The following is a 264-nucleotide window of genomic DNA, read 5'->3' on the forward strand; positions in this document are numbered from 1 at the left end:
GTTCGATGATTTGTTTAAGGGGCCTATATTGTCTAGATACTTCGTCCTCGTTGGTTAAACCAATGACTTGAGTGATATCGAAGTTCAGGCCGTGTTGGGCCAGGAAATGTTGTGCCAGTTTGTAAATAGGGTTTCCGTCAACGATGAGGTTTAAATCCTCAGGGATTTCGCTAGCTATATAGTGGTCGAGCACATCGTGAATGGCCCTGATTGCTAATTCAGTATTGCGTTTTTCAGACACTCTTTGGGATAAGATGATTTTAT

At 42.0% G+C, this 264-nt stretch carries 1 pseudogene; it reads right to left on the bottom strand.

The window, feature by feature from the left end:
- Positions 1 to 264 (bottom strand): annotated as a pseudogene (locus ACYQ4S_RS12685) (DDE-type integrase/transposase/recombinase); the annotation flags it as partial.

The sequence above is a fragment of the Alkalibacterium sp. s-m-28 genome, from assembly GCF_054658175.1.